The sequence below is a fragment of the Arthrobacter sp. efr-133-TYG-120 genome (assembly GCF_030209785.1).
Classification (GTDB): domain Bacteria; phylum Actinomycetota; class Actinomycetes; order Actinomycetales; family Micrococcaceae; genus Arthrobacter.
In genome coordinates this window covers 100658-125114 of sequence record NZ_JARVRI010000027.1, presented here as the reverse complement: position 1 = coordinate 125114, position 24457 = coordinate 100658, and the positions used below count along the sequence as shown (strand labels likewise).

30 protein-coding genes and 1 tRNA gene are annotated in these 24457 nt (G+C 59.8%); 17 read left to right on the top strand and 14 right to left on the bottom strand.

The window, feature by feature from the left end; genetic code table 11:
* Positions 1-97 precede the first annotated feature (97 nt).
* The 3 genes from QRN51_RS16230 to QRN51_RS16220 form a co-directional block, all read right to left on the bottom strand.
* Positions 98-1111, bottom strand: coding sequence for an inorganic phosphate transporter (locus tag QRN51_RS16230; protein WP_059388354.1), 1014 nt, complete (start codon positions 1109-1111; stop codon positions 98-100).
* A gap of 1 nt (position 1112) precedes the next feature.
* Positions 1113-1730, bottom strand: a complete 618-nt coding sequence (locus QRN51_RS16225) for a DUF47 domain-containing protein (protein WP_234753923.1) — start codon at positions 1728-1730, stop codon at positions 1113-1115.
* Positions 1731-1968: 238 nt separating this feature from the next.
* On the bottom strand, positions 1969-2628 hold the full coding sequence (locus QRN51_RS16220; protein ID WP_078106945.1) for a hypothetical protein: 660 nt from the start codon (positions 2626-2628) through the stop codon (positions 1969-1971).
* A gap of 244 nt (positions 2629-2872) precedes the next feature.
* Between QRN51_RS16220 and QRN51_RS16215 the strand changes: the two genes are divergently transcribed.
* Positions 2873-2945: transfer RNA gene (locus QRN51_RS16215), tRNA-Lys, on the top strand.
* A 79-nt stretch (positions 2946-3024) separates the two neighbouring features.
* On the opposite strand, the gene QRN51_RS16210 is transcribed toward QRN51_RS16215, so the two are convergent.
* The 3 genes from QRN51_RS16210 to QRN51_RS16200 are packed head-to-tail and all read right to left on the bottom strand — an operon-like array spanning position 3025 to position 5374.
* Positions 3025-3465 carry a hypothetical protein gene (locus tag QRN51_RS16210; RefSeq protein ID WP_284990884.1) on the bottom strand — a complete coding sequence of 147 codons (441 nt, stop codon included), beginning with the start codon at positions 3463-3465 and terminating at the stop codon, positions 3025-3027.
* Between the two features lies 1 nt (position 3466).
* Positions 3467-4663 (bottom strand): site-specific integrase, encoded by a 1197-nt coding sequence (locus QRN51_RS16205; RefSeq protein WP_284990882.1) that lies wholly within the window; start codon positions 4661-4663, stop codon positions 3467-3469.
* Between the two features lie 30 nt (positions 4664-4693).
* A complete protein-coding gene (locus tag QRN51_RS16200) occupies positions 4694-5374 on the bottom strand; it encodes a helix-turn-helix domain-containing protein (protein WP_284990881.1) in 681 nt (226 codons plus the stop codon).
* A 462-nt stretch (positions 5375-5836) separates the two neighbouring features.
* Here QRN51_RS16200 and QRN51_RS16195 point away from each other — a divergent pair, with 462 nt between their 5' ends.
* The 7 genes from QRN51_RS16195 to QRN51_RS16165 all read left to right on the top strand — a co-directional run bounded on the left by QRN51_RS16195 (position 5837) and on the right by QRN51_RS16165 (position 11482).
* Entirely contained in the window at positions 5837-6031 is a 195-nt protein-coding gene (locus QRN51_RS16195) for a hypothetical protein (protein WP_284990880.1), read from the top strand.
* A gap of 89 nt (positions 6032-6120) precedes the next feature.
* A complete protein-coding gene (locus QRN51_RS16190; RefSeq protein ID WP_284990879.1) occupies positions 6121-6777 on the top strand; it encodes a hypothetical protein in 657 nt (218 codons plus the stop codon).
* A gap of 831 nt (positions 6778-7608) precedes the next feature.
* Positions 7609-7839 (top strand): hypothetical protein, encoded by a 231-nt coding sequence (locus tag QRN51_RS16185; protein WP_284990877.1) that lies wholly within the window; start codon positions 7609-7611, stop codon positions 7837-7839.
* Complete coding sequence (locus QRN51_RS16180; RefSeq protein WP_284990876.1) at positions 7836-8132, top strand: hypothetical protein; 297 nt, start codon at positions 7836-7838, stop codon at positions 8130-8132. The genes QRN51_RS16185 and QRN51_RS16180 overlap by 4 nt, the downstream gene beginning before the upstream one ends.
* A complete protein-coding gene (locus tag QRN51_RS16175; protein ID WP_284990875.1) occupies positions 8132-8860 on the top strand; it encodes an LvrA C-terminal domain-related protein in 729 nt (242 codons plus the stop codon). Before QRN51_RS16180 ends, QRN51_RS16175 begins: the two co-directional genes overlap by 1 nt.
* 29 nt (positions 8861-8889) lie before the next feature.
* On the top strand, positions 8890-10089 hold the full coding sequence (locus QRN51_RS16170; RefSeq protein WP_284990874.1) for an AAA family ATPase: 1200 nt from the start codon (positions 8890-8892) through the stop codon (positions 10087-10089).
* Between the two features lie 331 nt (positions 10090-10420).
* Positions 10421-11482: a hypothetical protein gene (locus tag QRN51_RS16165; protein ID WP_284990872.1), complete on the top strand. Its 1062-nt coding sequence runs from the start codon at positions 10421-10423 to the stop codon at positions 11480-11482.
* On the opposite strand, the gene QRN51_RS16160 is transcribed toward QRN51_RS16165, so the two are convergent.
* Positions 11448-11927 (bottom strand): hypothetical protein, encoded by a 480-nt coding sequence (locus QRN51_RS16160; RefSeq protein WP_284990871.1) that lies wholly within the window; start codon positions 11925-11927, stop codon positions 11448-11450. The two genes, QRN51_RS16165 and QRN51_RS16160, sit on opposite strands and share 35 nt — an antisense overlap.
* A gap of 124 nt (positions 11928-12051) precedes the next feature.
* On the opposite strand from QRN51_RS16160, the gene QRN51_RS16155 reads away from it, so the two are divergent.
* The 3 genes from QRN51_RS16155 (at position 12052) to QRN51_RS16145 (ending at position 14733) form a co-directional block, all read left to right on the top strand.
* Positions 12052-12336 (top strand): hypothetical protein, encoded by a 285-nt coding sequence (locus tag QRN51_RS16155; protein ID WP_284990870.1) that lies wholly within the window; start codon positions 12052-12054, stop codon positions 12334-12336.
* A gap of 511 nt (positions 12337-12847) precedes the next feature.
* Complete coding sequence (locus QRN51_RS16150) at positions 12848-13228, top strand: hypothetical protein (protein WP_284990869.1); 381 nt, start codon at positions 12848-12850, stop codon at positions 13226-13228.
* Positions 13225-14733, top strand: coding sequence for a hypothetical protein (locus QRN51_RS16145; protein WP_284990868.1), 1509 nt, complete (start codon positions 13225-13227; stop codon positions 14731-14733). The genes QRN51_RS16150 and QRN51_RS16145 overlap by 4 nt, the downstream gene beginning before the upstream one ends.
* A 226-nt stretch (positions 14734-14959) precedes the next feature.
* Here QRN51_RS16145 and QRN51_RS16140 read toward each other — a convergent pair whose 3' ends face one another.
* Complete coding sequence (locus tag QRN51_RS16140; protein WP_284990867.1) at positions 14960-15694, bottom strand: SGNH/GDSL hydrolase family protein; 735 nt, start codon at positions 15692-15694, stop codon at positions 14960-14962.
* 153 nt (positions 15695-15847) lie between these two features.
* Here QRN51_RS16140 and QRN51_RS16135 point away from each other — a divergent pair, with 153 nt between their 5' ends.
* The 4 genes from QRN51_RS16135 (at position 15848) to QRN51_RS16120 (ending at position 18684) form a co-directional block, all read left to right on the top strand.
* Positions 15848-16000 carry a hypothetical protein gene (locus QRN51_RS16135; protein ID WP_284990865.1) on the top strand — a complete coding sequence of 51 codons (153 nt, stop codon included), beginning with the start codon at positions 15848-15850 and terminating at the stop codon, positions 15998-16000.
* 150 nt (positions 16001-16150) lie between these two features.
* Positions 16151-16525 carry a hypothetical protein gene (locus QRN51_RS16130; protein ID WP_284990864.1) on the top strand — a complete coding sequence of 125 codons (375 nt, stop codon included), beginning with the start codon at positions 16151-16153 and terminating at the stop codon, positions 16523-16525.
* 28 nt (positions 16526-16553) lie between these two features.
* Positions 16554-17930: a deoxyguanosinetriphosphate triphosphohydrolase family protein gene (locus tag QRN51_RS16125; protein WP_284990863.1), complete on the top strand. Its 1377-nt coding sequence runs from the start codon at positions 16554-16556 to the stop codon at positions 17928-17930.
* Between the two features lie 91 nt (positions 17931-18021).
* The gene (locus QRN51_RS16120; RefSeq protein WP_284990862.1) at positions 18022-18684 is read left to right on the top strand and encodes a recombinase family protein; all 663 of its coding nucleotides are present in this window, start codon (positions 18022-18024) and stop codon (positions 18682-18684) included.
* 92 nt (positions 18685-18776) lie between these two features.
* Here the strand turns inward: QRN51_RS16120 and QRN51_RS16115 are convergent, their stop codons facing one another.
* The 3 genes from QRN51_RS16115 to QRN51_RS16105 form a co-directional block, all read right to left on the bottom strand.
* A complete protein-coding gene (locus QRN51_RS16115; protein ID WP_284990861.1) occupies positions 18777-19244 on the bottom strand; it encodes a hypothetical protein in 468 nt (155 codons plus the stop codon).
* A gap of 130 nt (positions 19245-19374) precedes the next feature.
* Complete coding sequence (locus QRN51_RS16110) at positions 19375-19926, bottom strand: hypothetical protein (protein WP_284990860.1); 552 nt, start codon at positions 19924-19926, stop codon at positions 19375-19377.
* A 9-nt stretch (positions 19927-19935) separates the two neighbouring features.
* Positions 19936-20319 (bottom strand): hypothetical protein, encoded by a 384-nt coding sequence (locus QRN51_RS16105; RefSeq protein WP_284990859.1) that lies wholly within the window; start codon positions 20317-20319, stop codon positions 19936-19938.
* 247 nt (positions 20320-20566) lie between these two features.
* Here QRN51_RS16105 and QRN51_RS16100 point away from each other — a divergent pair, with 247 nt between their 5' ends.
* Positions 20567-20992 carry an SHOCT domain-containing protein gene (locus QRN51_RS16100; protein ID WP_284990858.1) on the top strand — a complete coding sequence of 142 codons (426 nt, stop codon included), beginning with the start codon at positions 20567-20569 and terminating at the stop codon, positions 20990-20992.
* A 101-nt stretch (positions 20993-21093) separates the two neighbouring features.
* Here the strand turns inward: QRN51_RS16100 and QRN51_RS16095 are convergent, their stop codons facing one another.
* A complete protein-coding gene (locus tag QRN51_RS16095) occupies positions 21094-21858 on the bottom strand; it encodes a DUF5677 domain-containing protein (RefSeq protein WP_284990857.1) in 765 nt (254 codons plus the stop codon).
* A 122-nt stretch (positions 21859-21980) separates the two neighbouring features.
* Between QRN51_RS16095 and QRN51_RS16090 the strand changes: the two genes are divergently transcribed.
* Positions 21981-22691, top strand: coding sequence for an SOS response-associated peptidase (locus tag QRN51_RS16090; RefSeq protein WP_284990856.1), 711 nt, complete (start codon positions 21981-21983; stop codon positions 22689-22691).
* 12 nt (positions 22692-22703) lie between these two features.
* On the opposite strand, the gene QRN51_RS16085 is transcribed toward QRN51_RS16090, so the two are convergent.
* Both QRN51_RS16085 and QRN51_RS16080 read right to left on the bottom strand, forming a co-directional pair.
* Positions 22704-24002 (bottom strand): Y-family DNA polymerase, encoded by a 1299-nt coding sequence (locus tag QRN51_RS16085; RefSeq protein WP_284990855.1) that lies wholly within the window; start codon positions 24000-24002, stop codon positions 22704-22706.
* Positions 23995-24426: a LexA family protein gene (locus tag QRN51_RS16080; protein WP_284990854.1), complete on the bottom strand. Its 432-nt coding sequence runs from the start codon at positions 24424-24426 to the stop codon at positions 23995-23997. Before QRN51_RS16080 ends, QRN51_RS16085 begins: the two co-directional genes overlap by 8 nt.
* Positions 24427-24457 lie beyond the last annotated feature (31 nt).

The window sequence follows — 24457 nt, the reverse complement described above, 5'->3', positions numbered from 1 at the left end:
TCCCTGGGAACCGCGCGAAAAGCCCGACGGCGACCGTCACCTATCCAGGTGACTGCCGCCGTCGGGCTTTTCGCGTGCCTGGCGCGGCTCGCCGGACTCAGTGCGAAAGCGGTGAGAGCGCCAGTCCGAGGACGAACGCCACGGCGGCGGTAACGATCGGCGTCGCGACCCAGAACCCCAGGATCCGCAGCACCATCCGGCGGTTGGTGACGGAAAAGTTCTGGTTGGTTCCCGCACCAAGCACTGCCGACGTCACAGTGTGCGTGGTGGAAAGCGGCAAATGGAGGCCGATGGCACCGATGAACAACATCAGTGAGGTCAGGCTCTGGGCGATGAATCCCCGCATCGGGTCTACCCGCGTCAGCTTGTAACCCAAGGTGTACGAGATGCGCCAACCACCACACAGCGTTCCCGCCGTGAGCATGACGGCCGTCAGCAGGATGACCCACAACGGGAGGTCGCTGGAGTCGGACACTCCGGCAGCCACGGCGCCCAACAGGATCACCGCTACGGTTCGTTGCCCGTCCTGCAGTCCGTGGCCGAGCGCGACCGCAGCGGCCGAGACGGACTGTGCGTGGCGGAAGCGGCCATGCACGACATCGGGCTGGGTGTAGCGGGCGGCCCATGTGACAGGCCACACGAGAAGATAGGCACCAAGGAAAGCAATCACGGGGGACAGCAGCAACGGCAGGACCACTTGCGCCAGCAAAATACCGTCTACCCCGTTGACGGAGCTGCCTCCCATCACTGCGCTTGCGGCTCCGGCGCCCACGAGGCCTCCTACCAAGGCATGGGTTGACGAGAGCGGCACACCGCGCCACCAAGCGTAGATTCCCCAAAGGATGGCACTGCACAGCCCCGCGGCGAGCATGGTCAGCCCGTTCATTCCCGAGGGGAGAACCACCCAGGACTGGCTGAAAACCAGCGCGAAACCGCCGCTGAGGAGCACGCCGGCAAAATTGAAGACCGCTGCCAACACAACGGCGACTGACGGAGTGAGGGCGCGGGTCCGCACGGAGAGCGCGACGGCGGTGGAGACGTCGCGGAAGCCATTCAGGAATGCGAAGCCAGCCGCCAGCACCACCACAAGGGCGAAGAACGCGACTGCCACCTCATGCTTCCTTGACGATGATGCTGCCTACCTGGGTGGCGACGCGCCGCATGTCCTTGGTGACTTCAACCAGTTGATTGGCCACGTCACGGTTCCGCGAAAACTGGGTGGACTTCATGTCGCGGAGCATCTCGGCCACCCAGGTCCGGTGGCTGCGTTCCGCACGCTTGGCCAGCCGCAGCACCTCGATCCAGTAATCCTCAAGTTCGTCCAGATCGTCCAGCTGGCGCATGGCATCAACCGTGAGCTCCGCCTGGCGGCTGATGATCTCCAGTTGGTCCGCCGCGCGCTTGGGCACCCGATCCAGTTTGTAGAGGGCCACGAGCTCACCCGCGGCATCCAGCTTTTCCATCGCCTCGTTGAGGAAGCGGGAGAGGGCGTACATGTCCTCGCGGGGGAGCGGGTTCACGAAGCTCGTGCGCATGTGGGTCAAGAGGGCGAAATGCAGATCCGTGGATTTCGCCTCGTGTTCGTGCATCTCCTCCACAAGCCGTTCGTGCTCCGCGACAGGAGCTCCGAAGATCTCCGAAAGCGTCCCGGTTGCCTCAAGAATCTGGCGGGCCATTTGCGACAACAATTGCAACCCGGCGGGTTCTTGGGGGAAGAGACGCAGCTTCATTTGGCTTCCGGTAGGCGGGAGGGATAGGGGTGGGGCGGCGTCTTCGCCGAAGGGCATAAAAATGGTGCCGAACCGGATACGCCTCTCGGCGGTAGGCCGCTCGAAGCGGCTATAAGTTGAAGCCCGGGGGTTTCGCGGTTCGACACCAGTTTCAGTTTTCTACGTCATCCGAGCTAAGTCAATCTTGACAGCTGGCGGCAGGGGTGGTTGTGACAGTCCCGCACCCTTATATTTCACGTCAGTCCAGCTCGCCCAGGCGCCAAGCATTGGCCGCGTGCTCGAGATCTTCCGCGGTCTTCACGAGCTGGTGGGAGTTCCGGGTCAGCTTGCTTGCGTGGCCTTCGTTGGAATGCTCTGCACTGTCCGCGAGGGTGGCTTGGCCCAACGCGACGACGCGGCAAAACGCGGCTGAGCGTTCCAGCGCGACGTCGAAATCGCCGTCGAACGCTCCCGAAAGGATGGCATCCGCCATCTGTTTCATTTCGTCCGCTCCCGGCGGCTCGGCTGCCCCCGCCACAACATGGGAAACCTGGGCGGTGTCCCGGCCGGCCTTGAAGTACACGGAAATGCGCTCGGAGTTCTGCATGGTGGCCGCGCGCAATGCATAAAGCCGCCACAATGCGCCGGGCAAAGACCGGGCGGGGCTCTCGGCCCACATCTCGGCAATGGCCTCCAGGCCTTGCTCGTCAGCGAGTTTCACGAGGCGCCTGGTGATCTTGGGGTCATCGCTGTCCCGACCTCGCCGCACGAGCGCCTGGGCGGCAAGGTGAGCGGCTTCGGACACGCGCGCGGGGTCCGCTCCGCCGGCAAACGGCTCGAAGTCAACCGGCGCGAAGGGTTTCGGCTTGTGATGCCTGTTTGCTCCGCCGTACACAGGAGGTCCCGATTGTTCGCTCATGCCCCAACGCTACTCCTGTGTTTTCGCTCGTGCACTCTTGACTGGGCTTGTTGTGGTGGTGCCTGCTGCGGGGCGTTCCTTTCCTGACCCTCTTTGAATCCATGGGCGCCGCGACACGCCGCGGTTGCCGCGCGTCGTCGTCGGGGTTGGGGTCAAAAGAGGTCACGACGGCGTGGGGGCCGAGCGTGTCAAAACGGCCTTGAGCTTGAGGTACAGTATTTATGGCTGTTTCTACAGTCGGCAGGGGCCTTTAGCTCAGTTGGTAGAGCATCGGACTTTTAATCCGTGGGTCGTGGGTTCGATCCCCACAGGGCCCACCCTTTTCGCAGGTCAGAGGCGTTTCGCCTCTGACCTGCTTTTCTCTTCAGGGCCAAATCCAACGGAAACCCAACGAATTCACGGAGTATCCGCATCGTGAACACTCGCGATAGCCAGTGAAAGCTCCCTGTAGGCATCCAAAATTGGTTGATGGTCATAGATGTCCGAAAGCGGGATCGATCGGACGCGGTGCAGGACGGACTCAAACGGAGAAGGCGCTCGATGCAGAAGGGGACCATCGTGGCCGGCCACCTGATCCGCCGTGATGTCCAGAATGTAGCCTCCACGCTCCAACCAGCAGTGCGAATGCAGCCACGATGGGCCTTGTTCGCCACAACGGATATACCATCCTTCCTGACCGTAGTCTTCTAGAACTTTGGCGAGAATGAATGAAGCCCATCGGCACGAGCCATGCGGGAAGCTGCGCAGCCCCGAGTGACTGCTGACATCCATGTTCCGTACGGCCAGGCGGAAGGCATTCATGATGCTTTTGACCTTCTGGAGTTGTTGCTCGTCCATTTCAGCGTCCTGGCTGTCGCATCACTTGATCGAGCGCCTCGGCTACCTCGGTATGAACTACTTTGCGCCCCATGTAGACGTCTTGAGTCATCGATACCTGAGCATGGCCCAATTGGTCGGCTCCGATCCGCGCTGAGAGCCCCTGAGCGTCTATGAGGGTGGCTACCGTCTTACGGTAGGTGTGCGAAGTGACCCAGTCGAGCTTGAGCGCGGCACGGACCCGTCTCCATTGTTTGCTGACCGCGGACGGGTCCCGGAGGACGCCCGTCGTGGACGGGAAGATCACGTCGTAGATGTTGCTGGTGGCGGCTACTTGCCGGCCCAGCAACATTGAGACGGCGAAGTCCGGGAGGGGCAGGGTCCTGGCGCCTGACTTGGTCTTGGTGAAGCTCTCGCGGATCATGCCACCGCCAGGTACGCGGTTGACCTTACCGGAAATGGTGACTGTCTGGGCTGTAAGGTCGACGTCCTTCCAGCGGATCCCGAGCACTTCGGAAATGCGGGCGCCGGTGGCAGCGAACATGATGACCACGTCCGTTAGATCGGCTATCGCGCAGTACTGGCTGATGGTCTGCTTGGGGGTGACCTTGTTCTCTGCATTGAGGACCTTGTCCGAGTTCCTCAGGGCGTCGATAACACCCCGGAGCTCATCCACCGTGAGGGCTCGCGCCGGCTTGGATTCCATCTTGATGGTGCCGACGTCTCGAACAGGATTCGTGGTCGCCGCTCCGAAGCGAACTGCAAGCCCAAACATGCCGCTGAGGATCACGCGGGCTGACTTCGCGACTGATGGTCCATGGTTGTTTTTGAGGACCTTCACGAAGCCGTCCAGACGCTGCGTTGACGCCTCCCGGATCTTGTAGCCTCCGAGCCCCTTGAGGACGTAAGTGGATGCGTATCGGTACCGCTCCATCGTCCGGATAGCACGGCCTTCTTCCAATAGGTGCGCCTCGTAGGCTTCCCAAAGCGCCGTAAGCCGGCTCTCGGGTGTGAGGTCTTCGACCGAAGGAGCCGTCCGGTCCGCCAAATGGGTTGAAAGATTGCGTTCCGCTTCCGCCCCGGTTCGGCCGTTGCGTTCCACCAGTCGGGTAACTCCGTCTAGATCCCGGACGCGGGCCTTGGCCACCCAGCGGCCCTTGGCTAGCTCGGTGCGCTTGATTTTGCCCCAGGATCCTAGGGGCAGTGGGGGTCTGGCCATGTTGGTTCTTTCACAATGAACGGGGGGTGTTTAGGTGGGTTCAGTCTGAGCTTTGGCGGCGCGTCGCGCGCGGAATGCGGTTAAGTCAGCGATGGTTTCGTCGTCAAGCTCTGGATCGCTAACCCCCAGCTTCCTGAGTTCAGCAATCGCGCTGTCCATCTCTGTCATCCAATAGTCGTAGGCTTCCGCACTTTCGTCTGGCAAGCCACGGGCAAGGCGCACGTCCCGGATTTCTCGGACTTGGTCCCGCACTGAGTCGTAGCCCGTCCAAAACAATTCAAGTTGCCTGAAATGACCTTGGATTTCAAAGACCCTGTCCCCGATGTTTTCTTCCCTCAGGGATGGAATGCCGAAGCGCTCTCCTTCAATCGAGCCGCCTTCGTTGGAGAACCATTTCCACGCGCCCCATGGCTTAGCGTGGCGGCCAGGCAGTACTTCTATCGTCTGATCTTCTCCGAGGGGGACGATCAGGGCCAGCGGCCCCGTCCCGAGGGCTGCGGCAATGACTGACAATTCACCTACCGTGATGTTCTTGCGGGCGCCGGCTTCGAGGTTTACCAGCGTTGTCCGAAGCATCTTGTATCCCAGTGCCGTGCAAGCGTCGGCCAAGCCTTGGACTGACATGCCGTTTTCTTCACGGGCCTGCCGTACGCGTGCGCCTATCGCTGCAGCGGTCCTTTTCATCCACTCATTACCAGAGTCTTCTGTCATAAAGACTGACGATACATGGGTGGAATCGTAAAAGTCTAGGTTGACAACTGACAGAACCTCTAGCATTATGAATTTGACGGATAAATGCTCTAATCGTCAGTAAACATGACGCAGGTTTAGGAGGCTGGTTTGAACAGTACGTCAACCCCGTTCGCTTTGGACCACCATCTTTCGGCCCAAGATGTGGCCGATAGATACGGTGTGCCGCTGCAGACGGTCCGCGTGTGGCGCATGAAGGGCTACGGCCCTCGGGGCTTCTCTGTGGGGCGGTATGTCCGCTATCGCTTGAGCGAATGCATTGCATTCGAGGAGACGCAATTGAGCCCCTGACACCGCGAAGCCCAACGCTTAGAAAAATGCGGCCCGGTTGAACTCGCCAAAGTCACCAACCGAACCGCTTGAAAACCACCAACAGGAGGATTTTCCATGCCCAATTCTATTGCATCCGCGTCGACTCGTTACGTGACCGCTCGCCGACTCCGGTTCGCTCCAGGCCCAACCGCGACCAGTCCGCGGGACGCCTCGATTCCGGCCAACACAGCGGTCAAAGCCATCCCCAACGAATGGGGCTCCGCTACCCTGCTCTTCAGCCTGGACCACGACGATGACTACCAGTTTGATGACGCGTTGGATGTCGTCGACTTCATCCCGGCCTAGTCCCAAGCCACTCACTGGTCACCCGCGTGAACCAGCGCCTGCACCTTCGGTGCAACAAACAGTAAAACCCAGCTAGGAGAACCTTCGTCATGACCACCACAACAATCCCCGCTTCACCTGCACAATTTGGTTGCTCCAACAGCGAGCCCGCCCTCGCTGCCCCTCGTGGGTTCAGACCCGCCACGGCCGCGGACTTCACCAACCGTAGGGAGGGATGGGTCGGCCCTATGATCTACGGTCCGGAACTTGTCAATGGGCGCCCCGAGGCGGCAGCAGTCCTGACGTGGGCACCAGATGACGGCCTCACCTACGTCCTCGATGAAGACATCTATCCCGACGCGGATCCGACCGCCGCAGAGGACGCCTTCGGACGGCTTGAGGCGCTTCTCGATTATGTCGCCTTGGAATCAGAGGCCACTTCGCCATCGGATCTAGCACGCGCCTTCCGGGCAAGCGAGGACAACTTCTACAACTTCGACGCTCCATGGGACGACACCCAAGACCTCGTGCTGAACGATCGCGGGGAACCCACCTTGAACGCTTCAAAGGTGATCGGCGGAGGCGTCCCCATCGGCCTCCATCTGACCATCTCGCTCGAAGACTTCGAGGGCTTCGGCCTGGACGTGTATGCAGAAGGCGAAAATCTCGAGCTCACGGGAACGCGGGAAGAAATCGCGGCTGCGGCGGACCTCCTCGCCGAGATGGGCGCCAAGCTCAAGGCGTTCCTGGATGAGCGGCCGGCGTGACCATGTCCAGCGCTAGCAATGACCCCCTCCATCGTGCGGTGAACGCGATCATCGACGCCGACATGTCTCTAGAAGAAACCGTCGCCGCCTTCTGGAGCCTCATACCCAAGGAGTTTCACGCGACGCATCTTGAGCGATGCAGAGAGGACCGTTCGTCCAGTCCAGCAGCGATCTCGTGATGCAAGAGAGCCGAGGCGGGATCGCCAACAACATGAAGAAGATCTGTTTGTTCATCAGATCGAAACGAAAGGGCAGCTATTGAACTACTCGGGTCAAGGCTTCGAGATCATCGTCAGATGCACCGGTAACCGCAAAGCGAAGAAAAAGCACAGGTACGACTTTGGCCGGGTTGTCTTCACTACTGCCCCTTTCAACGACAACCCCAGCGGCGACGTGGTTAGGGAGTCCTGGCCGACGGAAGGTGGGTGGGTTGGGATTCTGGGAATAGAACTGCCTCGACACAGGGACGGATCATTCCGCAGGGCCAAAGTTCCGAGCATTCAGATATTCGAATCCCATCAGGAAGATCAACCCGGAGCGACCAAGATTCTGGTGCGATGCCCAGTTTGCGGGACGAACAGACCCGTGAGCCTGCAAACTCTGGACCGCATTGTAGCCCAAAAATTTGCCGACGGTGAACATGTTTTTGACGTTTCTAAGTAGGTTTAGTAGCGTAATCACTATCTGGACTTCGGTTCGGGTCGCGGGTGAGCTCCTTCGTCAGAGAGCTACGTGCATTCCAAAGAATGCATTGATCCTCATGGTTGCGTGGCGCAACCTTTCCCTGGTCGGGATGAGGTTCAATCGCCGTGGCCCGAAAGGCCCCCCGCCTTGTCAACCAAGAACCGCAAGATTTCCGAGCGAATGTCCCGCGCACGCGGAACCGTCGCCGCCATGTCAATTCACCACCCGTCAGACTCTCCCCAGGTCATCGAGGCCAAGCGGGAACTGCGGGCAATCAAGCTCCAAGAGTACGTCGCCAAAGCCGTCTCTGAATTTCCGCCCCTCACCGAGGCGCATCTCGAGGAAGCCGTCCGCCTACTGCGCGGTGATATCTCTTGATCGCGGCAACCCAAACATTGGTAATCGACGTCACGGCGTACCCGTGGCTCAACAGCTATGACGCCGGCGAGCTCGCCCGATATGCGGACGAAACCCTCATTGAGGCGCAGCCCGGGGATGTCGTTCAACTCCACGTCGGGCGATTGGAACCTGCACCGGTCCTCGAATCATTCGCTTGGGTGCGTGGTGATCTCATCTACAACGTGATCGGCCCCGCGAACCAAGTGAACCGGGCGTGGGTGCAAATGCTCCACGCGGCCGAACTCGCAAACGCGCCTTGGGCTGATGCCTGATGGCGCGCATCCGAACGATCAAGCCCGAGTTCTGGACTGATGGCAACGTCGTCAAACTGTCGCCGCTGGCAAGGTTGTTTTTCATTGGCATGTGGAACTTCACTCTTTGTGATCACGGCCATGTGGCTGACGACGCCTTCCGCCTCAAGCTGCAAATCCTCCCAACCGACGACGTAGACCCCGATGACCTCCTCGGGGAAATCATGGCGGCCGGGCGCGTGCAGCGGATTTTGGACGGAGACGGCCGGGCTTACCTTCACATCAAGCGGTTCTCGGACCACCAGAAGATCGATCCTCGGTGGAAAACGCGTTGCCCCGCTTGCGCTCAGGTTGACTCACTCGTCCCCATCGAAACTCCGGTGAGTTTGAGCGAGCCACAGAGAGACTCCGCAGAACTCGCCCTAGGAAGGGATGGGATGGGAAGGGATGGGAAAAAGACTTCATCAAAGCCTCCGGCTTCGAAGGAGTTCGATTCGTTCTGGGCTTCATACCCGAGAAAAATTGGCAAGGATCTTGCGCGGAAGGCTTTCGAGAAGGCCCTCAAACGGGCCGATCCCCGCACGATCATGGACGGTCTTGAAACCTTGCGCAAAGAGGTAGCTGGTAAAGATCAGCAATTCATTCCTCATCCAAGCTCGTGGCTAAATGCCGGCCGCTGGCAGGACGAAGCGCCTCAGGGCGCCCTGCTCGCCGTCGTTCCCCAGCAGTATGGGTGGGCCAACCAGTGAACCCGGAACAGTTCGTAATTGGCGCATGCATGCTGTCCCGCGAGGCCGTCCGCTTTGCGACAGAAATTGTCCACCCCGAAGACTTCCAGAGCCACCTCCTGGGGGAAGCGTTCTCGGTAATGCGGGAAATGTATGCCAACACGGAACCCATCGAACCGGGCTCGGTTTTCCTGAAACTCAAAGCCCGGGGAATACCCAACCTGAACATCACGGACTTCTTTGCTTGGCAGCAGGGGACGTCCTCCGCGCACACCGTCGAGTTCTACGCGAAACAGGTGCGCGAGGAATCGGTGAAGCGTGCCCTACGGTCTACAGGCCAACGACTGATCCAGCAGGCAACGAGTGACGGGATGCCCCCAGCCAAGGCTCTCAGCGACGCCATGGAGGACCTCAAAGCCATCCGGGAGAACACTCCTGGGCAGGGCATCGGTTCCAAGAAGCTCTCCGAGATCCTTGCGGTGAAGGAAGACCACGACTGGATTGTTCCACGCCTACTCGAGCGTGGGGACCGGATGGTGATCACTGGATACGAAGGCTTCGGGAAGTCCACATGGATCCGGCAGATGGCCATCCAGTTCGCGGCGGGAATCAACCCCATCACCTTGGATCACATCGATCCACTCCGGGTACAGGTCGTCGACGTCGAAAACACCGAAGGACAGTGGCGCAAGGAGGTCCGCGCAATGGCAGCCAAGGCCCGCCAATACGGCACCAGCGATCCCGGGAACATCGATGTCGCCTGCCACGGTCGGATCGACATCACAAAGGACGCCGCGCTCGGCGCCATCCACCGTCTCGTTGACCAAAACCGACCGGAGATCATGTTTATCGGCCCGATATACAAGATGGTCCCAAACGGCATAAACAACGACGATGACGCGGCGCCGCTCATCACAGCCCTTGACTCCCTGCGGGACCGCGGCTTGGTGCTGGTCATGGAGGGCCATTCGCCGAAGGGCAACGGGCAAATGGCCCGAGACCTCTCACCGCGTGGTTCCGCTGCACTCATGGGTTGGCCGGAATTCGGATTCGGTCTGGCTCCCGAGGGTGACGGTTCGACCGCAGCAACGATCCAGCGCTGGCGCGGTGACCGAAATCAGGGCACCGATTGGCCCAAGCGACTCGAAAAGGGCGGGCCGTTCCCGTGGACTGCCGACAACATCCACCCAAACACCAGACGCAGGTACTACGGGGCCGGCGACGGACAGACGGACGGGGCGGTCTGGTGAGCACTCAGAACAAGGTTCGGACACCCAAGGTCCGACGAGACCTCATGAGAGAGGCACAAACGGGGGACCCAAGACAGTCGCCAGTTGAGGTGCTGAACGCCACTCAGGCGCCACGGGAAGGCGGCGATGTACGGACTGTCATTCATGCACGTGCAGACCGGGAAAAGGTGCGCCATGACTCTGCCACGCCCCCTGGCAGATGCGAGCTGTGTGTACCAAATATCCGCATCGTCGAGGACAGCTATTTCCTCACCATTACCGAAGCCGCGCATGAAGCCCGCTGCCCGAATTACCCCTCCGAACACACTCAACTTTTGAAGGAATCCACCACATGGTGAATGCAGTCATGGGCCTAGGCAGCGATATGCCCCAACGCCTCAACCAAATCGAACGCAACATCCGGGACCTCTCGACTCAGCCCGTCCTGCGGCACGCTTCCACCGGGCAGGATGGCGGAAAGGGTCTGTCGACCGATGTTGATGGCTTACACCTCTTCACGCCTAGCGGCACGGAAGTAATCCACCTCGATACAAACACTGGGACATTCTTCGCGATTGGACAGGTCGGGCAGGTCTCGATCAGCGGCGGTGCGGACATTGGTTCCACCGTCCCGCTGATCGAGTTCGCCACGAGCGACAATGGCGGAGTTCAGTCGTACCCTGGCATGCTTTTCCAGTCGTACAACGAGCTGATCATGCAAGGCCCGCAGACCATAACAAACGGATCCTCCAATGCCATCCTGTCGGCCAAGGACAGTGGGGCATGGGCGAAGACCTACGACACCACCGGCTCGGGTGCCGCGTACCTGAATATTTCCAATACCGGTACGTTCTACCTCGGCAACTGGGCTGGAACTGCGGGTGTCTATACGACAGCGAAGAACGGCCCGGTGCTGATCGTTGGGGGCCTAACCGTGAGCGGTACGAAGAACTTTGTCCAAGATCACCCGACGAAACCGGGATACATCTTGAAGCACGCCTCTGTGGAGGGCCCGGTCAACGGCGTTGAATATTTTGGCACTATTACTCTCGGCGGCAACGGTGAGGCTGTCGTGGCGTTGCCTGACTACTTCGAAGCCCTCACCTACGCGGAAAACCGGAACGTGCAAGTGACGGCCATTGGCCGGGCTTCGGTTCCAGTCTCGGCTGACCGCATCAGCGCGGGTAGCTTCACGGTCTATGGGGCTGCGGGACAGGAAGTGGACTGGATGGTCAAGGCAGTGCGCTGCTCCACTAACCCGAACGAGCCGATCGACTTCGAGGTTGTCTCCTTGAAGGACACCACGCCGCCCACGCCGCCCACGGATTCGACGGCGGACACAAGGAAGGCGCCGTCCGCGGCGGCGCCTTCCACGAGTTCTAACGGCCCGGCGCCGGTGGGGGTCCAGGCTTGACCAGGTTCGCGCTGGTTGTACCGGCAGCAAGGCTCGGCGGAGGCGTGACAACGATGACCGGCCCTGTTCCGCCAGCCTTGGGCGCGGGTGCGACGGGCTGTTCGAGAACCGGCGCGACGGGCTCTACCGGCGCGGGAGCCTGGACTGGAGCTGGAGGAACCGGAGCGGCCGGGCCTGCTGCTATGGGGGCATCTGCTGGCGTTGCTGGGGCAACCGGGACTGTCACGGTTGCTGGCGCGGTGGTTGCCGCAGCCGGATCCGGCGAAGGCGCCACAGTGACCGAGGCTGTCGGCGCCGCGGTAGCTGTGGGTGTAGCGGTCGCGGTCACTGTCGGGCCGGGCGTGGTGTCCGCGTTCGCACTAGCGACCATGCCGAAGGTCAGTCCGCCGGCCAACAGGACAGCAGCGCCGCCGCCAAGTGCGGCCAAGGTCGTTTTCGTCTCCATGCCCACAGATTAATCGCCGAAGCCCCAAATTAAAACCCTTTTCATCCAACGAATTTACAAAGCAGCGCGTGGCGCCGACCGAACGGCCGGACGCCAACCAACCAATGAAGGAACACCTCACGCAATGAGCAACCAAGATATCAATCCGAATGAACTGATGCCCGCCGACGAGCAAGCCGCCATCGGGAGGGCTGCAATACTCGGACACTTCGAAATGATATGGGCGGAACTGCAGTCCACGATCAATCAGTTGAAGGAAAACCCGGAACTCGTCACACGGGAACACGTCATTCTCTACAAAGACGCCATTCGCCACTTGATGGAATGGCTTCGGGCCAACGGCATCGAAGTCTATGCCCAGGTTTCTGAGGCGAAGGGCATTGATGTTCTGCCGGGTGATCGCCTGTGAACGGCCGCGAAATCACTCGGGCGCAGCGAGGAAACGGGGCCGACGCCAGTGGTCTATGACACCTATCGTCCGAACCTCGGCGCCCTCGTGTCAGGAATTACCGCGCAGTGGATCGTCGCCCGCCTGCCGAAGTCCGCCATGGAGGACACATGCCGGCACTTTCGCGATCGGGGCCGACCTGACGTTGCCCGCACCATCCACGAAGGGTGGCGGGACATCGAAGCAGCCGCCCAAGCCCATGCGAGAACTGTGCGCGAAGCCGAGATTTCCGTCACCGGAAGGACGGAAGGGCCGGAAACGGAAATGCCGCCAGTCTTGAAGAAGAAGGAGATCACTCCGGAGGCCGCGGCCACCATTCTCGGGACTACCTCGAGCAGGGTAAGGCAGCATCTCCGGGCCGGTCGCCTCCGTGGCAACAACACAAGTGGCCGATGGTTCATTGAACCCGAGGCTTTGAATGAATTCCGACTTGAGAGAAGCGCATGAACCATAAGGACCAGAGAGGCGCACGATGAGTGAAGAGCCTGACGTCACCGAGCTCATTGAGCTAGTCCAAACCAGACTAGGGACGACACGAGCAGCGGCGGAAGACTACGTCCACGGGACGATTCTTGGTGAGCCTCGGACAGGCGAGACGACCGCAGCTCACCACATCCAAGAAGCGTTGACCAGCTTCCGCGCAATGCCCGCCCTCGTCGTGACTCCAGCTCCGGTCCGCCCGAGCCTGGGAAGGCTGCACCAGATCATCGCCGACGTGGAATGGCTCACGACATCCGTTGAGAGGCGCGACGTCTTGCCCACCCCCGACGAGATCCGGGCACTGTTCAGCTACGCCGCAAGGATGAAAGTTGTAGCCAAGGGCGCCGGCCTCGAATTCGAGGAGGACCGGTGAGCTTCACCTTCCCGTCGATGGTCACTTGGGACCCCAACGGTAAACAGAACGTCAAGAATGTGTCGTTCCAGGTGTACGCGGTCACGGACACGGGTTTCACGACGCCGCTGGCGATCACGGACACGTTCAACAACCCCTTGCCGGGCAACATTCTGAACTCGGGCACGCAAGGTGTGTTCCCACAGTTCCAGCAAGCCACCAACTCCACCGTTGTGATCGCGGACGCCACCAAAGTGTACGCATGGACCATCAACTGCGTCCAACAAGACAGTGCCACAGCAAGCTTCATCACCACCGGTGGCACAGCTACGAAGGCGGCGCTGGATGGCGCTTATGCCGCCACGTCTACAACAGTTCCGAAATGGGTCACGGCCACCGCCTACACGGCAGGGCAACTGGTCATCTCACCCAATGGGGACGTTGTATCCGCCATCGCCAGCCACACTTCGGGCGGCACCTTCAGCGCCGCCAACTGGAACCTCAGCCCGACTTATGCCTCATTCCTCGACCCCGCATCCATAGGGCCGATGGGCATCCGCAAGAAGACTTCATCCACCTACGGAACGGGTTACGTTTTTGGCACGGCAAGTTCTTTCGGGTTTTCCGGGACGGGAACACCAGCCGACATTGCCGGCGCGTTTGGGATCTACCAGGAGTATGGGCGCAGCGCCCCCGGAGCTAACGTGCTACATACGACGCAGGGCGGCTACGCGATCACCAACTACTGGGGGCCGACGACTGACGACGTAGCGGAGGGCTTCTCCAGCGCGTGCCTTCTGAAGGACGGCGGCGTTCCGTTCACACAGAATGCGTCTACGACCGCGTTGGAGGGCATCTCTCAGGTCGAGAACAATGTCACGGTCACTGGAAAGACCGTCGCCGTGTCAGGCCGAGCAGGCTTCAAAGGAACATCCTCGACGGCATACGGCTACTCGTTCTATGCCCAGACAGAGAAGGATGCTTCGGCGTCCGTGGCAACTTATGTCGGCTTCGCTCAGGACGCCACCGGAGGGGCGACGAACAACTTCGGCGTCAAAGTCGTTGACCGGATCGAAACTCAGACCAGCCTCGGAATCAATCCCGCCAGCGGCAATGGTTTGTTCAATGTGAACATGGCTGGGGTGTCCGTCAGTTCGGGAAACACGCCGTTTGCCCGGGTCTTGCCTCCCTCAACATCCGACTTCGTCAGTCTCCGCGTGGGTGCCGCGGCCGGCCAGACGAAGAACATCCAAGAGTGGTGGCCATCAGGGGCATCAGCGGCACAGGCATACGTCGACACAACGGGAGCAGTTAGAAGCCGGCAGGGCTTCTTCGCGCACGACTCGGGCGGCACCACCATTGTCGGGCTCACTTCATCGGGACCGAAGTGGTATGCATCTGGGCTTCAGCAATCCACCGTGGGGGCCGCCGGGTCAGCGGCCGCCTTACCAGCAGCACCCAACAAATACCTCAAGGTCGTTGATGCCAGCGGGACAACACTGGTCATTCCGGCCTACAACGCATAGGAGAAACAATGAACCCCTCAGCAATCCTTGCCCTGCTTAGCGATCTTTACGCGCAGGTCGCCGCCGCTCAAGAGGAAGCGGCGGCACAGTTGGCACGGGCAAATAATGCAGAAGCCCAGCTTCGGCAAATAGAAAATCAGCCGCAACCCAAACCGAAGACCCGCCGGCCGGCTGTGACTCGCTCGGGCGGGTCAAAGGAGGTAGGTCGAAGTAGTGCCTCGATGCCCTAGGGAGCGAGAGCAGCGAGGACGCGGCGGGCAATCTCGGCATGGCCGGCGTCGTTCGGATGGTTACCATCCGCCGCCAGGGGGTATACGGCAGAACCCTTCGGAGCTACGGTTGCGGGATTTTCCCGAAGATCGCCAATCTTGACGAACTTGCCGCCCCTGGCTTCGCAGGCCTGTTGGATCTGCGTATCGAAACCTTGGGTCGTTCCGAACTGCCATGTCCCCACGCAGACTAGGACCGGTTTGGCTGCCGTGAGCCTCGTAAGCAGGGACTCCAGGTTCGCCCGGAACGCGCCAAGGTCAGTCTTATTGACGTCGTTGGTGCCGAGCTCAAGCACGACAAGATCTGGCGCGGCAGGGATGTTGGCTAGTGCCGCTACTTGCGCGAGGTTCGCGCCGGCCTTGAAGTCCGCAGTAGCGTCCACTTTCCCGCCAGCCTCAAGGCCTGCAGCCACGAGGGGTCGGAATGACTTCGGCTGCTCCGTCGCATTCCACCCGTCCGTCAGAGAGTCACCTATGAAATAGGTGGAGAGCACCCCATCGGCCCGCCCCTTGGCCAGGGGATCAACGGGGGCTGGTGAGGGTGGCAACGTGACGCCTGCCTCATAGGCCTTCTGAACCTTCTCGGACACGGGTGGCGGCGAAGATGCACAGCCCGCCAAGGCCAGCGCCGAAATTACGATCACAGCAGGAAGTACGCGGCGAAGGTTCAAGGAAATGCCCCCAATAGTCATGCCCTGATTGTAAAGGCTCCATACGGCCGAGGGTGTCGGATGACTGAATCCCCGCTTCACCCTCCCAGACCCTCACTATTTTGACCTAGACAGACTTCGGTATAGGAAGGAACCATGACGAAAGCTGGAACTACAAGACACTTGGAGCTCCGCATGAAAGGGGCCGACGCAGGCCTCGTCGTCGGGCAGCTCAAGGCGATGCTGGCAGCGCTGCCTCCGGACGATTCCAGTGCCAACGATCTGCATCTTCGAAACTTGATGGAGGCGTTCATTGCGGGCTTTGAGATCGGACCGCATGCCGCTTAGAGAGGAAGTCGCATCGGCGCGTCGAGTCGCAAGTTGGCGTAAACTGTTTCAGATTAGAGCCGCCCTGATCTTGCCGACATCCCTGTTTTGTCGGCAGCATGTGATTGAGTAGATACATCAGACTGGTTATCTCGAACGCTAGGAGTCAGAATGCCCGCGATCCTATCCGAGCGACCAACCCAGCTCACTTCGTTCCCGAAGTCGTTTGCGGATTTGCCCGCTCACCATCGCTTTGCACTCGCGCTCATTGCGGCGCACAATGACGTTCGCCACGAACCGACCCCGCGCCGGGTATTGCTGAGCTACGTTTCTTCCACCGTTGGCGAAAATTCGAATCCTTTCGTACGCAGGGAGCTTCCGGAACGTCTAATGGCTGTTCTTGCAGACCTGAGTGATCAGTCATTGATGGACACTTTGCCGGATGGACTAAAGCTGTCATCTTCCGCTGAGGCGGCACGGGAGAGTTGGAACGGGCCTTTTAGGGAATTGGTTTCCAGCCTCACCGCAACAATAAGCGCCCGTTGATCTCTGAGCTTTCCGCTATCCTTCAGGGATGACAGAGAGCACCGGGTATTCGCTAGAAGACTTTGAACAGCAGGGCCTGAAGCAAGCGCATAATACTGAAGCCATCGACCCCCGCGCGCCTTTCAAACATGATCGCGACCGCATCCTCTATTCAAGCGCGTTTTCTGCACTAGCCGGCAAAACGCAGGTCGTTCCCGCCGATGAGCTAGGCGGCTACCATACTAGGCTGACCCACAGCCTTAAAGTTGCCCAGGTCGGCCGGCGAATGGCTGAGATGCTTGTCCTGGAAAATGGCGGCAATGGGCCAGATCCTGATTTAGTGGAGTCCGCCTGTCTGGCTCACGATATCGGGCACCCGCCATTTGGTCACGCGGGCGAGACGGCGCTCCGGGAGACTTACGGGGAATTGATGAACGAGTATCGAGAACCTGGAGACGCTGAGGCTGGCGCTGATGGATTCGAAGGCAATGCTCAGAACTTTCGCATCCTCACCTATTTGTCGGATCGCAGCCATGGCGGTCACCGAGGCCTTCACCTAACCCGTGCGACGTTGGACGCGACAACGAAGTATCCGTGGCGGCGAGCTCTCGAGAAGTCGGACGGCGACATTGATAAAACCCGAAAGTTCGGAATCTATGCCGAAGACGAGGACACTTCCACGTGGTTATATGGCCCTTCGTTGCCATCTGGGCGACCCGTGGAAGAACAGATCATGGACTGGGCGGATGACGTAACTTACGCGTGTCACGATCTCGAGGATTTCTTTCGGGCTGGTTTCATTCCGCTTGCGTCGATCGTAGCTTTCCCCACGGTCTCGGGGAAGCTGGATTTGACCCAAGAATCCGAGGAGCTTTCATACTTCCTAAACTACGTCGAGGGTAAGTGGACCGTCTTTGATCGTCAGGATGCCGTCGATCAGCTCCGAATCTTTAGCAACTACTTCCGGTTCTTTGGTCCGTTTCGAGGAAGCCATAGGGATCGGCAGGCTCTAGCCGCCACTACTCGAGGGCTGATTCGCCACATGCTGACGGGTATAGCACTGGAACCGACAGAAGCCTACGACGGTCACCTGACTCGATATGGGGCGAAGTTCCGAGTTCCGGAGGACCGCCAACGCATGTGCGCTCTGCTCAAGGAGCTGATTTGGTGCTATGTGATCGATCGGCCTGAACTGACAGGGCAGCAGCGTGGACAAAAACACATGGTTTCCGAGCTCCTTCGTTGGCACTCGGCGGATCCAGAGCACCTTCTCCCTGCAGATAGGCTGGAGGACTTTCAGGATCATTCAAACCGAGTTCGCGCTGCATGCGATCACGTGTCGTCACTGACCGAGAAGCAGGCGACGACGCTGTTCAGGCGCATGAGCGGTACCGATATCGGATCCATCACGGACGTGGCATACTGAGGAGATTTCCATCCGTAGGCATGGTTTGAAACAGAATGTGCCTAAGATTTTCCTTCTTACATAAAGGGAACCCTTTGTGTATGCTCGGGTCATGAACGCCACGGATTCAGCCCTTAGGGTCGTCGGTTACATTCGCGTCTCCACGTCCAAGCAGGACATCGGCCCCGAGGTGCAGATTGCGGCGCTGGAGGCCGAAGCCAAGCGGAATGGATGGGCGCTCACGATCTACCGTGAAGACGCCGCCTCCGCACAGAGTCTCAAGAACCGGCCCGTGCTAGCCAGGGCGCTCGCAGATTTGAAGGGCGGATCTTTCGACGCGCTCGCAGTTTCGAAGCTCGACCGCCTCAGCCGTAGCGTCGCAGACTTCGCTGGGATGTTGGAAACGGCGAACCGTCAGCGATGGGCCCTGATCTGTCTTGATCTCGGGATCGATACATCGACCATCACCGGCGCGGCAATGGCGCAGGTCACCTGTACTTTCGCGGAGATGGAGCGCAAGAAGATCGCGGAGCGCACCCGCGATGGCATGGCGAAGATCAAGACGACGACGGGCAAGCACATGGGGCGCCCCAGCTCGCTGCCTGCGGCTACCGTCCGTCAGATCGTCTCAGAGCGCGAAAACGGCGCCTCACTGGCAGGGATTGCCAGAAGTCTCAACGAGGGCGCCGTGCCGACTGCTGCGGGCGGGAAATGGTACGCCTCGACGGTGCGTCAAGTGCTTGGGAGTGCAAACGCGGGGAACATGAGCAAATGAGTGCGTGCGCAGGCCGCGGCACCTATCCTGCGCGGGCATGGACGAACCAAATTCGGAGTACGCGAGATCCAGGCTTTAGTCGCCTGCTGGAGTCAGGCGTGGAGAGGGCTGGGATCAATCCAGGTCAGTACCACGACTAACAGGCCAATGAGTCCGAAGATAGCCATCCCCCAAGTCCAGGTCTCATAGCCCTTCCAGGTAGGAACGGGGAGACGACCGGCCGCCAGCCGTACGTTGATTTTGTTTCTCCGCTCCACGAAGGGGCTGCCATGAACGCGCAAATGTTCGGGGTGGCCTTCCTCGTAGACTTCAAGCCAGTGTGCATCCGACAGCTCGGCTTGGCGGTGTCGTGCCATTAGCGACACACAAAGCACCGCCACGACGACAGACAGGGTGGCGGCAAGGGTTCTGGACCATTTTGAGGTGTCGGCCCCAAGGGCGATGGTGAACAGGAAAGCCTGAGCCGTCAGAGACAGGAGTGGAACTTGCCACAGCAGGTTGTCCCACTGCAAACGCCGAGCAACAACAGCCTGATAGACGGAGCGATGAGGATCATCCATGAATCAGAGTATGCATGGCGGAGCGCTCTGATGATCCCCGCGACACGGCTCATTGAGATGGGAAGGGCTTGACCGGAGACGCGCATGCGGGGCCATCCAGCAGGTCCGTTGGCGATACCCGATCAGCCGGTCATCTCGAGTCGCGCCCGGGCCCTCTCTCCGACGAATGCATTTCTAAGGACCCAGCCATTCCTATGGCCTGAGCCAGTCGATCCACTAAGCCACACAACAGCAGGATCAGAGACTGGAGATGGTCCTCGTCGATCTGAATCCACTTGGTCCAGTCAGGACTGCCAAATGCTGGCCCGGATACCCGCTGATTTTTCGGAAGATTCCTCCAGCCCCGGCCCGGCTCGGGCCAGCGGCTATGTACGACAGCATTGCGCTGGTGTAGCGCGACTTCAACATCATTCAGAAGTGTCACGACATGGTCTGCGAAGGCAGCCGGTTCGTCGGGAAAGTCAACGCGTCGGGATTTCAGGAGTTTGATACACAAGTCAATGCTCGCCTTGGCGCTCTTGCCAGCATGAGCCTCCTGCGACTCTCCGCTCAGCGACATGACAAGGAACTCAAGCTTCAGTTCGACAACTGCGGCAACCATGACGACCCTGCCAACGAGAGCCGGGAACTCGCCGAGGTCGTAGCCGAACATGTTGTCGGGAATGCCATAGGGGTCCGTCATACTGCCCGTCTACCGCCTTGTGATGATGGATTCGAACGGGGTTAATCTATCTCTCTGGGCGTCGCACATCTGCAGCGTTACCCGTGTGGCCGTATCCCTGATGGGCTCCATGGTGAATGCCTGCGAAGACATGAAACCGTCACTTCCACCGTTCGCTCCTTGGAATGCGCAGACATCGCCGTTCTGGTCAACGAGGCGCCCTAACAGACTGACCTGGCTCAGTGAGGTGGCAGGCAACAGAACGTGCGCCCTGGTCATTGTGTTCCAAATTTCCAAACTGGTGAAATATCCACGAAAGCGCAGGCCTCCGAGTTTGACGACGAATTCAGGATTGTTGGCAACGACGACTTTCTGAAGAAGGTGCACTTCCGGGATCCGTAAGATTTCACCCATGCCCTGACTCAATCACACCCTCCACTGGCTGACAAGGAAGCTGTGGCCGACCGCTGCGGGGCGGAAAGTGTCATGCCTCCCGCAAGCATCCGCCCATTGGCTCGTCAGAAAACCCGACTCTAGCGCAACTGTCCAACGACGCCTAGAGTCTGCTTCAGACTGGCAATCTGCCAGGTATTGGCACTGTCGTCTCCGTGAGGCCTCCAGCAGTCCAATTACAACTCGATGAAATGGGGAGCAAACGAGCATGATTACGACCAAGTTGGGTTTTGGGGATGGCACAATGATCGACAATGGCGACGGAACCGCATCCTATAAAAAGCCTATCGAATTCACACAGGCTTTCCGAGTCCGAATTTCCGACGTCACCGGATTCTCCGTGACCAGAGGAAATAAGGCACTTGAGCGTACCCTCAAGATTCTCGGTAACGGTACCGAGCTTGCGTCGGTCAGTGTGAATCATGGGACCTCCGAAAAGATCGAGGCATGGTTCCGCGCACATCCAAGTTTCCGCGACAATCAGCACTCGGATGAAGCTGTTGACGCTACGCCTGCCCCGAACCTGGACGGGCGGCTTATCGCTGACGAACTGACAAAACTGGCAACTCTTCGGGACTCTGGGGTGCTAACTGATGAGGAGTTCTCGAAACAAAAGGCCAGACTCCTGAGCTAGCTCTTCCGCGTGACTCACTCGAAGCCGTGGTTGCGTGGCTGGGCGGGCGCGGCGCCGTCGAGGGCAGGTGTCTGAATTCGCGAAGTATCCTTCAAGGCGCATTAGGGGGCCATTAGTCCGGCAAACCTCGAGGTGAAGCGATCAAGCTTTGGCTGATAAAAGCCTTCGAGTCCACTGGCCTTGCTGTATCCGGACAGTGCCACCTGGGTCGCCACAGCAGCTTTGGCCGCGACGTTGTCTTTGGTTTCGGGAATCCGAAGAAGTCGGAACCCGGGACCTCCAGGATCGTGGGCGGGAATCAAGCTGTAGTAGGCACTCGCGCTCTGAAGCGTTGCGTGTGAGGTTTGGGTGTCGTAAAGCCATGCCTGAAAAAGGTTGCCAAGATCATCCGTGTATCGCTGAGCAAGGTTTCCCGTCTTGGCGAGTGCGTCGAGATGCTTGTGCTGATCGTTCGCATCATCGATCAGATCCTGAATGACTTTGAGCGTAGGGGCATCGATGGCCCAACCGATCGACTGAGCCTTGATCATCTTTCCCAAGCTCTCCTTCTGGGCTCGCTTGAGGACTTCGATGACTTTTCCACGCTCAATTTGGAGCCACCACAGGAACATCGAGTGCTCGATTGCGCTACGCAAAAGCGGTGATGTCTCTTCACTCAGACCGGCGTCTGAGAGCCGTACGGCCGCCTCTGCTGAGCGGATAGCGCGGGATGCCCATCCCCACGCAACAGGCTTGACGCACCACTCATTGAAATCATCTCTGCCGCCTTCCCCGAACGAAGAAGAGCCAGGAGCAGGGCCGTCTAGCCAAACCGCCTTCAAGTCGAAAAATAGCCGACGAAAGGCCTTTGCTCTTGCGGTATCCACGACTCCCCCTAATTCGCCCATGTTCCTTGGTGCACTAGAGACAATGATCCCCCCGCGACGCCGCAACGCATGGTTGCCTCGCTGTGGGGACACCCGGACGGGGTTGCAGGCACAATAGTCCTATGTGCGGGCGCTACGTTGTTTCGAAATCGACGGCTGACCTTATGGCCGCCTTCGACGTGCACGAGTCCTACGTCGATGAACTGCAGCCCTCTTACAACGTCGCCCCGACGGACACGGTGCCATTGATCCTGGATCGGAGTCCCGGTGAGGGTACGCCAGTGACGAGGAAACTTGTCACGGCGCGCTGGGGCCTCGTGCCGTCGTGGGCGAAAGACCCCAAAGGCGGGGCGAGGCTAATCAACGCCAGGATGGAAACCGTCACCGAGAAGCCATCGTTTCGGAAGGCCGCCTCGGCAAGGCGTGGTTTGCTTGTTGGTGACGGCTACTACGAGTGGGAGAAGATCCCTGGCGGCGGGAAGATCCCGACCTATCTGCATGATGCCGACGACCGGATCCTTGCCTTCGCGGCATTGTTCGAGAACTGGCCCGATCCTGCCCTCCCGGACGAGCATCCGGACAAGTGGTTGCGGACCGCCACAATCATCACAACCGCGGCTTCCGACGCGCTCGGCCATATCCATGACCGCACCCCGCTGATCGTGCCACCTGACATGTTCTCGGACTGGCTTGACCCTGAAACAACCTCCGAAGCCGACGTCCGCGCCCTGTTGGACTGCATGCCTGAACCCCATCTCGTGCCGCGTATCGTCAGTGACAAGGTCAACTATGTGCGGAACAACGGTCCCGAACTCATCCAGCCGGCCGCCTGAGTCCGCGGTCGGTTATGCTGCCCGGACGATGGGCAGCTCGGCCCATTCGGTTGTGTACCGTGGGCTGAGCATGTCCCGCTTCATGGTCCAGTCTGGGCCTCCCTTGATGCCGGCGTGCCCGAGCCCGATTGAGCCCCTGCCGTATTTCTTGCTGACGTCCTCGAGCAGCGTCCCGATGCCTCGTTCCTCGTGGGAGTTCTCGAACAGTTCCAGCGGCTTCTGGTTTCCGCTGGGCCGAAGGTCTGTCACCATGATCCCTGCCCTGGCGTACTTGACGCCCTCAATGAGCCGCGGGAGCAGAGCATGAGCAGCTTTGGTCAGGATCACCGGGTCGGCCGTGGGCATCGGCAACGGGACATTCACTGACGGGAACGACTTGTCATTGGGGTTGTAGTACGACGTCCCCGCAAAAGCGGTCAGCAGTTTGGCTTGCTGATCGTGCTTGGCCAGACGGGCACTGGCCATCTGCGCATAGACGCTCAAGACCTGGCGCAGGTCCGCGGCCGTCGTGATCGGCTTGGAAAACGACCGGCTGAAAATGAGCTGGTCCCGACCGATCCGCTCTTCCTCCATAGGGATGCACGGCGTGCCCCGCAGTTCGAGGACGGTTCGCATCATCACGACGGAGAACTTGTCCCGGATGGCGACCAGGTCGGCGCGGGACAGGTCGAGGATCGAGTTAATCCCCATGGCATAAAGCCGCTTGGTGAGCCTGGCGGCCACACCCCAGATCTCGATCACGGACAGCCGGGACATGAGCGCCTCCCGTTCCGCTGGTGGCACGGACTCCCAGCGGCACACGCCACCGAACACCGGATTATGTTTGGCCCATTTGTTGGCCAGCTTGGCGAGCGTCTTGGTCGGGGCGATGCCGACGCAGACCGGCACGCCAACGTTCCGCTGGCAGGCGTCCTTCATCGTCCGGCCCAGGGCCAGTAGATCCTCTCCGGATCCCTTGACGCCGAGGAAGCACTCATCGATCGAGTAGATCTCCTGCCATGCCGAATACCGTGCCAGCAACTCCATCACCCGGGCGCTGATCGATCCGTAGAGCTCGTAATTGCTCGACTTAGCGATCAGCCCCCATTCCTTGGCCCGAGGCGCGAGTTTGAACCATGGCTCACCCAGCGCAATCCCGAGCTTCTTGGCCTCGTTCGACCTCGTGACCGCGCAGCCGTCGTTGTTGGACAAAACGATAATCGGCTTCCCTTCGAGGGAGGGATCGAAGATCCGTTCAGCCGAGGCGTAGAAGCAGTTGACGTCGATGTGTGCGATCTCCTGCATTCGGCGCATCACTGCTGGTTTAGACATGGTGGAGGCACCATGTGACGACTCCCCAGATCCGAAGATCGGAGAGTTCAGGGACGCGGATGGGCGGATAGTCCGGGTTGTCCGACTGCAGGATGATGCCGGCCCGGGTGATCCGGAGGCGTTTGATGGTGAGTTCGTCGTCGAGGATCGCGACCACCACTGAGCCGTCCTTGGGAGCGAGCGCCCTGTTGACGATGAGCTCGTCACCGTCACTGATGCCCGCCGGTTCCATCGAGTTCCCGGCAACCCGCACGATGTAGGTGCTGGTCTTGTCCTTGATCAGGTGCTCGTTCAGGTCGAGCTCCGAGGAAAAGTAGTCCTGGCTCGGAGATGGGTAGCCCGCGGGGACGGCCACCGGGGCCACGGGGATGTGCCCGGGCTCGGCCCCCGCTTTTATCATGCGGGGGTCTAGGGCAAGAGACATGACACACCTTTATTCGAATATATGTTCTATT